The sequence below is a fragment of the Paenibacillus thermotolerans genome (assembly GCF_028745515.1).
Taxonomy (GTDB): domain Bacteria; phylum Bacillota; class Bacilli; order Paenibacillales; family YIM-B00363; genus Paenibacillus_AE; species Paenibacillus_AE thermotolerans.
In genome coordinates this window covers 19,758-27,632 of sequence record NZ_JAQZSG010000050.1, presented here as the reverse complement: position 1 = coordinate 27,632, position 7,875 = coordinate 19,758, and the positions used below count along the sequence as shown (strand labels likewise).

The 7,875-nt window shown below is 53.1% G+C and carries 7 protein-coding genes; 4 read left to right on the top strand and 3 right to left on the bottom strand.

Features of this window, described 5'->3' with window-relative positions; genetic code table 11:
* Positions 1–312 precede the first annotated feature (312 nt).
* Positions 313–525, top strand: coding sequence for a hypothetical protein (locus PT964_RS24415; RefSeq protein ID WP_274365980.1), 213 nt, complete (start codon positions 313–315; stop codon positions 523–525).
* Between the two features lie 61 nt (positions 526–586).
* Here the strand turns inward: PT964_RS24415 and PT964_RS24410 are convergent, their stop codons facing one another.
* On the bottom strand, positions 587–1,414 hold the full coding sequence (locus PT964_RS24410) for a DUF2935 domain-containing protein (protein ID WP_274365979.1): 828 nt from the start codon (positions 1,412–1,414) through the stop codon (positions 587–589).
* 187 nt (positions 1,415–1,601) lie between these two features.
* Here PT964_RS24410 and pdaA point away from each other — a divergent pair, with 187 nt between their 5' ends.
* From pdaA to PT964_RS24395, 3 genes are all read left to right on the top strand, one after another.
* Positions 1,602–2,360, top strand: coding sequence for a delta-lactam-biosynthetic de-N-acetylase (pdaA, locus tag PT964_RS24405; RefSeq protein ID WP_425262795.1), 759 nt, complete (start codon positions 1,602–1,604; stop codon positions 2,358–2,360).
* A 168-nt stretch (positions 2,361–2,528) separates the two neighbouring features.
* On the top strand, positions 2,529–4,274 hold the full coding sequence (locus PT964_RS24400) for a glutamine--tRNA ligase/YqeY domain fusion protein (protein WP_274365977.1): 1,746 nt from the start codon (positions 2,529–2,531) through the stop codon (positions 4,272–4,274).
* 21 nt (positions 4,275–4,295) lie between these two features.
* Positions 4,296–4,976, top strand: coding sequence for an oxidoreductase (locus PT964_RS24395; protein WP_274365976.1), 681 nt, complete (start codon positions 4,296–4,298; stop codon positions 4,974–4,976).
* A gap of 292 nt (positions 4,977–5,268) precedes the next feature.
* Here the strand turns inward: PT964_RS24395 and PT964_RS24390 are convergent, their stop codons facing one another.
* Complete coding sequence (locus PT964_RS24390; RefSeq protein ID WP_274365975.1) at positions 5,269–5,772, bottom strand: GNAT family N-acetyltransferase; 504 nt, start codon at positions 5,770–5,772, stop codon at positions 5,269–5,271.
* An 85-nt stretch (positions 5,773–5,857) separates the two neighbouring features.
* Positions 5,858–7,873 (bottom strand): chemotaxis protein CheA, encoded by a 2,016-nt coding sequence (locus PT964_RS24385; protein WP_274365974.1) that lies wholly within the window; start codon positions 7,871–7,873, stop codon positions 5,858–5,860.
* Positions 7,874–7,875 lie beyond the last annotated feature (2 nt).

Sequence of the window (7,875 nt, the reverse complement as noted above, 5' to 3'; positions counted from 1 at the left end):
TTTCGACAAAATTAGCGGACACCCGGTTCCGTTAGCGCCAAAGCGATTAGCGTTAGAACCGGTGGTAACCGGCGATACCGGTAGCAGCGACAATATCGGAAGCGCGGAAAGCACCGACAGTATAGCCGCCAAAATCAGTTCGACCTTTGAGCTGCCATTACCATCATCGTAGAAAGATCCGTCTTAAAACATACTTTACATTTTCATTCCTGGTGGTGTCCGCATGGACATGAGTGTTTTTGGTGCTAAGTCAGTCGTACGGCGGGGAAGTGGCGGCCGAGAAGCGTACGATTGTAGAATGACAATTTACACTTGATCGTCATGAACAAAAACTATGATTACGAAATGAACGCGGTCTTTAACCTGGCGGGAGGTACCGAATACAAATCCGCACGAATCTGGGCATTCGACGGCGAAAGCCCCGTTATTACGGAAAGAGCGCCAATTACCGACATCGAAGGCGGCTCCTTCACGTACTCGATTCCGAAGCTGACGGTTATGCACATCGTATTGTCGGCCGAGTAATACGAACAAAAAGAGCATCCCCAAGTCCATCCGGGACGCAAGGATGCTCTTTCAGTTCGCGTTATTTCTTTACATTCTCGGCAGCTACTTCCTCCGTGCGCGGCTTGGTCGGGTCGCAGGCCGGCCTCTTCAGCTCCGCCGTCTCCGACAGCTTTGTTAAATAATAGCACTCTTCCCGCGCCATATGATCGGCCATCAACGGAGCAAACGTTCCGAGCGCTTCTTTCGACAGCCGCATCTCTTCCAGCTCCTGCAGAAACTTCCGGAACATCGCCATCTCCAGCTCAATATCCTTATGAAACTTGGAGAGTGCGGGGAACCGCTGCACATTCGCCCGCAAATAACCGGCAAGCTCGATCGCCTTCAAATAAAACTCTTCCCAATCCTTCGTGTACGTTTCACTGAGCAGTTTTAGTTTTTTCTCCGCACCGTCCAGCTTGTCATTAATAGCGCTAGCGTGGCCGGCCGCATCCAAAAGCCAGAGCAGGTCGTGATGCAGCGGATGCATGACCGGAGGCTGCCGGCCCTGCGCAAGGAAGTCGATAACTCTCAACCCCTCCTCCAATTCGTTCACCATATGATTATAGAATGTCGGAGGAAGCCCGGACTTGATGCTCCCGATCAGATGGGCTTGCAGGAGCGACAGTTTAAACTCACGCAGCCTTTCGCCGGCTTGTCTCGACGCGTTCGCCAGCTCCGCAAGCTGCCGGTCGTCAAGCTCCCGCCTCGATTTCTCAAGCAAGGCGTCGAATTGCACGATGAACGCTTCCGCTGCAGCAATGCGCTCGGTTTCGGACGGCGCCAAAGATTCCGCAATAAACCGGGCATGGTCGCCGAATATTTGCAGCCAAAACCGCAGCTCGAAGGATGCAACTTCCCTGAAATTCATAGGTTCTCCTCTTTCCTGTAGGTCTAACTCAGCATATGCCTAAGGCAGAGATCTGGTTCGAACGGAATCGGGAGGAGCCGGTACATAACAAGCGGCAAAAATGGAAAAATAAACAGGGACACGGACCACAATTCGAGAGAAGGGGAGATTGAAGTTGAAACGACGCATTTTGACCGCTGCTTTATTGATGACCTTGCTGTTTTCCTTCGCAGGCTTTACCGGGGGCCAAGCCGCCGCACAATCGGATACGCCTTACGGCTTCGGGTTTAAGAAGAGCAAGAACGGCAGCCTGCCGTCGATCGCACAGGAAGGCTTTCGAAACATCGTTATGAAGCATGGGGCGATTTTTTTAGGAGATACGTCCAAGAAGGAATTGTATTTAACATTCGATAACGGTTACGAGAACGGATACACCGTACAAATTCTCGACGTGATGAAGGAGAAACAGGTCCCCGCCGTCTTCTTCGTTACCGGCCACTACGCGAAGAGCCAGCCGGAATTAATGAAACGTATGGTGGCGGAGGGGCATCTGATCGGCAATCACTCGTGGTCGCATCCCGATATGACGCGCATTTCCGATAGCAGGATGAAGGAGGAGCTCGACAAAGTAAAGCAAGAGGTGGCGAGCGTCACCGGCCAGACGGAGATGGTGTTCATGCGGCCGCCGCGCGGCGTATTCAGCGAACGGATGCTGGCGGTCAGCAAGCAGCTCGGTTACACGAACGTATTTTGGTCCGTCGCTTACGCCGATTGGGATACGAAGAAGCAGAAGGGCAGGCAGTACGCATACGACAAAGTAATGGCTCAGCTTCATCCGGGAGCGGTCATTCTGCTGCACTCGGTTTCAAAGGATAACGCCGAGGCGCTCGGACAAATTATCGACGAAGCGCGCAAGCTCGGCTACGAATTCAAACGGCTGGATCAGCTCCAGGTAAAAAACTATTAGCGGAAAAAAGGGCGTCCCGCATCGCACATCGGCGGAGCCCTTTTTTTGTTCCAACAACAACGATTTCAGAAAAGGCGCCATTTATGGTACTATGTTGTGAAAAGCGGACAGACTTAGGATGGAAATCATTTCTAACGTAACGCGACAAAACAAGGAAGGGAAGTTCCGATGGAGCACGACAACAAAACGACGGACAAGTCCTCGGAAGCCGGGGCGGGCAATTCTCACTTTATTAAATCCATTGTAGTCGACGATTTGAAGGCCGGACGGGTGAAGGAAATCGTGACCCGCTTCCCGCCGGAGCCGAACGGTTACCTGCACATCGGGCATGCGAGGTCCATCGTGCTCAACTTCGAGCTGGCGGATGAATTCAAGGGCAGAACGAACCTGCGCTTTGACGACACGAACCCGCTCAAGGAGGATCAAGAATACGTCGATTCCATTAAGGCGGACGTCCAATGGCTCGGCTTCGAATGGGACGGCCTGTTCTTCGCCTCCGATTATTTCGAAGAAATGTACGATCGGGCGGTGCTGCTCATCCGCAAAGGGCTCGCTTATGTGGACGACCAGTCGGCTGAGCAAATTCGCGAGACGCGCGGAACGTTAAGCCGGCCGGGTAAAGAAAGCCCCTATCGAAACCGCACCGTGGAGGAAAACCTCGATTTGTTCGAGCGGATGCGCAAGGGCGAATTCAAGAACGGCGAAAAGGTGCTCCGCGCGAAAATCGACATGGCTTCTCCGAACATCAATTTGCGCGACCCGGTCATTTACCGCATATCGCATGCGACGCATCACAACACGGGGGACAAATGGTGCATTTACCCGATGTACGCCTTCGCCCACCCGCTGGAGGATGCGATCGAGGGCGTTACCCATTCGCTGTGCACGCTGGAGTTCGAGGATCAACGTCCATTCTATGACTGGGTCGTTCGCGAATGCGAGATGGAGCATACCCCCCGTCAGTATGAATTCGGCCGCTTAAACCTTACGAACGCCGTGATGAGCAAGCGCAAATTGAAGCTGCTTGTGGACGAGAAGGTGGTCGACGGCTGGGACGATCCGCGCATGCCGACGATTTCGGGCCTTCGCCGCCGCGGATATACGCCGGAGGCGATCCGCGCGTTCATCCGCGAAACCGGCGTATCCCGCAGCAGCGGGGTTGTCGACGAGCGGATGCTGGAGCATTTCATCCGTGAGGATTTGAAGCTGAAAGCGCCGAGAACGATGGCCGTGCTTGATCCGCTCAAGGTGGTCATCACGAACTATCCGGAGGACGGCTCGGAGCTGCTCGAAGCGGAAAACAATCCGGAAAATCCGGAGATGGGCGTCCGGCAAATTCCGTTCTCGAGGGAAATTTATATCGAGCGCGACGACTTTATGGAAAATCCGCCGCCGAAATATCACCGTCTGTACGTCGGCAATGAAGTGCGTCTGAAGAACGCGTACTTCATCAAATGCGAGGAGGCCGTCAAGGACGAGAACGGCAATGTCGTGGAGCTTCGCTGCACTTATGATCCGGAGACGAAGAGCGGCACCGGATTTACGGGCCGCAAGGTGAAGGGCACGATTCACTGGGTCGATGCGAAGCAGGGCGTTCCGGCAGAGTTCCGTCTATACGAGCCCTTGATCCACGATGAAGACGGGTCGGTCAACGAGGACGTCGAAGCGCCGGAGGAAGTCGACGGCGAGCTTGTCGGCGCCGACAAGAACGATAAGTCGTTCTTAAACAAAATTAACCCGGATTCGTTAGTGAAGATGCACGGGTTCGTGGAGCCGAACATGAAGGATGCCGCGGCGCACGATAAATTCCAATTTTTCCGGCACGGCTATTTTAATGTGGATCCGAAGCATTCGAGCGCGGATCGGCCGGTGTTTAACCGGATCGTATCGCTTAAGAGCTCTTTCGGAGTATAAACCGGTGAACGAAGGGACCGAATGGATATAACTGCGAAGAAAAGAACGGCGGTCATTGCGGGGGCAACCGGGCTCGTCGGCGGAATTTTGCTCGACTGGCTGCTTGCGTCCGAGGAGTATGAACAAGTGATCGCGCTGGTGCGAAAGCCGCTTGCTATGGAACATCCGAAGCTGACCCCTGTTAATTTAGATTTCAACCTGCTGGGAAGCTTATCGGTCGTTCGCGCGGATGACGTGTTTTGCTGCCTGGGCACGACGATCAAGAAGGCCAAGACGCGGGAGGCGTTCCGGACCGTCGATTACGAATATCCGGTCAAATTGGCGGATGTCGCGGCTCGAGCCGGGGCTAAGCGGTTTCTCGTGATCTCTTCCATGGGCGCAAACCCGAGATCGTTGTTCTTCTACAATCGTGTGAAGGGCGACATGGAGAATAAACTGAAAGAAGCGGGTTTGCCGCAGCTTTATATATTCCGACCGTCGCTGCTGCTCGGAGAGCGGAGCGAGTCGCGGCCGGGAGAAGAGCTCGGAGCGAAATGGGCGAAGCGCTTGCTTCCGCTCATGGTCGGCCCGCTTGCGAAATATCGTCCGATCGAGGCGACGCAAGTCGCGTATGCCATGTACCGGACGGCCGTTTCCGACGATTCCGGGGAAAGCCGGCTTCCGGCTGTGCTGGAATCGGATGCTATTGCGAGTGTGCGGTAGGTGCTGCGAGACCTTGTTCCTTCAGGAACAAGGTCTTTCTTAACGGACGCTACAGACGCTATCTTGTCAATTTGACTGCCGTAATCTCGCTAACGGACGCTACAGACGCAAAACCCCGGTTTTTGGCGCTTACCCCTGCTTTTTCGAAGCAATAACTGCAGTGGTGTCCGTTAAAACTTCAAACTCCATTAAAACGCCGAATAACTGCAAACCTGTCCGTTAGAGCGGTCCACCAGCGCTTCAGCTTCCGCACATTTCAAATCCGTAGGAACATGCACATCGTTTCTTAAGCTCACAGCCTGAGGGCCATTAATTCCTCGTCAAAATATTGCCCGTTGAATTTTAATGCATCGCGCTCAATGCCGTAAACCTCGAAGCCGAGCGATTTGTAAAGCTTTATTGCGGAATCGTTAGCAGATACTACGGTTAAATGCAGCTGCTCCAGTCCGTCACAATGTCTTGCCATCCCGATCAGTTCGAGCAGGAGCGATTTTCCTACGCCTTTACCGCGCACTTCCGGAACAACGTACATTCCGTAAATGTTGCCTTTGTGCCTAGTCTTAGGACCTGTTTCACGAACGAAGGTTACCGTTCCTGCAAGCCGTCCGTTACGATCCATAGCGCCCAAAGCAAATTTTTCTTCAGACGGTCTTAGACGTTCGCTTACAGTTTCTAATGAAAAGCCTGCTTCTCGTTCATACGTCGATCCGAAAGCTTCCGGGTTCGTCTTTAGCGCATTCAGTCGCAATTGTTGGTACAGCTGGGCATCAGACTCGTTCAACACACGAATATTCATCGGTTCTCCCTCACGACCTATATTTACACTCTTTTTCCACATCATAACACAAAAAATGCACGCCAACCGGCGTGCACTCAAGCGCTCACTTCCTCAACCGAATAAACGAATCGATAATGTCCGATATTTCCAAGATGAGCGCTATTTTCCCGTCACCTAGGATCGTAGCTCCCGAGATACAGTCGGCTTTGCCGAGATAAGAGCCTAGCGACTTAATGACGATTTCCTGATTTCCGATCAACTCGTCGACGGCCAGCGCCAGTCTTTTTTCGGCGGATCCGACAATGACCAAGGAAAGGTGGCTGTTCCCGTCCTTCGATCTTGGGAGCCCGAAGCGGTCATGCATCCACACCACGGGTATGACCCGCTCACGCAGCATAATCACCGGTTGTCCCCGAACGGATATCAGCTCGTCGTAGGTGACTCTGACGATTTCGGTAATATTGCTCATCGGGATGATGTACGTTTGGTCGTGGAGCTTAACCAGCAGCCCTACGATGATCGCGAGCGTTAAAGGAAGCTTAATGATGAAGCGGGTGGCTTCCCCTAATTTCGTTTCCACATCGATTAATCCGTTCAGCTTTTGGATATGGCTCTTCACGATGTCCATGCCGACGCCGCGGCCGGAAATGTCGCTTACCGCTTGAGCCGTTGAAAAACCGGGACGGAATATCAGCTCGATAGCCTCTTTATCGGTCAGCTGTTCGGCAAGGGCCGGATCAATAATCGCTTTTTCCAGCGCGGATTTTTTCATCTTCGCCGGGTCGATCCCGCCGCCGTCGTCTTCTACGTAGATGACAACCTGATTATCTTCATGCGCCGCTCTGATTCGAAGCGTGCCCTTGCGGTGTTTGCCCAGCTGCTCTCTCTTCTCGGGCATTTCGATTCCATGATCTACGGCGTTCCGTATTAAATGGATCAGAGGATCGGCGATTTCCTCAATCAGGGTCCGGTCTAGCTCCGTATCTTTGCCTTCAAGCACCAGCTCAAGCTCCTTGCCGAGGTTGCGGGACAAGTCCCGAATCATGCGCGGGAACCGGTTAAAGAGCTGTTCAATCGGCAGCATTCTCGCCTTCATGACGCTTTCCTGCAAATCGCCGATAATGCGGGACAAATGATCTGCGATTGCGCCGAGCTCGTCCACGGATTCATGGGTAACTTGCTGGCTCTGCATCCGCTTCACTTGGAAAATCCGCGTCTGATCGATGACAAGCTCGCCTACGAGATTCATCAGATGCTCGAGGCGCTCCACGCTTACTCGAATCGTCGGGGATTTGGAGCCCGAGACTGAACCCGAAGCCTGCGCCTGTTCTTCGGATTCGGCTTGCTCTGGGGCAATCGGCGCCGGATTTACGATGACGGTTTCCGATAATTCGACGGGCTCGACATCGTGTTCAACGACATCCACTAAGGTGGAAACAAAGCTCAGAATATCCTGCAAGTCCTGCTTGCCCGCATAGAGATAGAAGATGTCCGGCGGCGAATCGTTCTGCCCCTCAAGCCCTTCAATTTCGGGGGATGTAAGCAGAACTTCTCCCCATTCGGACAAGTTGGAATAAATGACATAGGCCCGCGCTCCTTTAATGACGCATTCAGGAGAGATTCGTACACGAATCCAATACGCGCGATGCCCTTGGTCTTGAAGCTCCTGCACCTTTAACCGCGTATTCAGGTTCAGTTCGGGCTTGAGAGCGGCGGGCGAAAGAGCGGGAGGAAGCTCCCGCGGATTGTCAGCGAATGCTTGCAGTTGCCTTACGCATTCCGATATATCCGTCGACGAACGGTCATAATTCTCGAAGTCGCTTTTTAATTGCTTAAGTAAATCCAAGGACGTGAAAAGCAAATCGATCAAGGCGGTGCTGGTTTCCAATTTGTTTTTTCTGACCAAATCGAGAAGATGCTCCATCTCGTGGGTCAGCCGCTTCATCTCTTCAAAGCCCATAGCGGCTGAAGAGCCCTTCAGCGTATGGGCCGCACGAAACAGGCTTTGAATCGCTTGCTCCGAATTTCCCGCCTGCTCCAGCTTTAGGATGCCGTCGTCCATAAGCTGCAGCTGCTCGTTCAGCTCTTCGAGGAATACTTCTTTGTATTCGGATAACATCG

Excerpts from the sequence above, each read along its gene's own strand:
- PT964_RS24410 (WP_274365979.1), bottom strand. The coding sequence starts at position 1,414 with ATGAATTTCAGGGAAGTTGCATCCTTCGAGCTGCGGTTTTGGCTGCAA.
- pdaA (WP_425262795.1), top strand. The coding sequence starts at position 1,602 with ATGACCTTGCTGTTTTCCTTCGCAGGCTTTACCGGGGGCCAAGCCGCC.
- PT964_RS24400 (WP_274365977.1), top strand. The coding sequence starts at position 2,529 with ATGGAGCACGACAACAAAACGACGGACAAGTCCTCGGAAGCCGGGGCG.
- PT964_RS24395 (WP_274365976.1), top strand. The coding sequence starts at position 4,296 with ATGGATATAACTGCGAAGAAAAGAACGGCGGTCATTGCGGGGGCAACC.
- PT964_RS24390 (WP_274365975.1), bottom strand. The coding sequence starts at position 5,772 with ATGAATATTCGTGTGTTGAACGAGTCTGATGCCCAGCTGTACCAACAA.
- PT964_RS24385 (WP_274365974.1), bottom strand. The coding sequence starts at position 7,873 with ATGTTATCCGAATACAAAGAAGTATTCCTCGAAGAGCTGAACGAGCAG.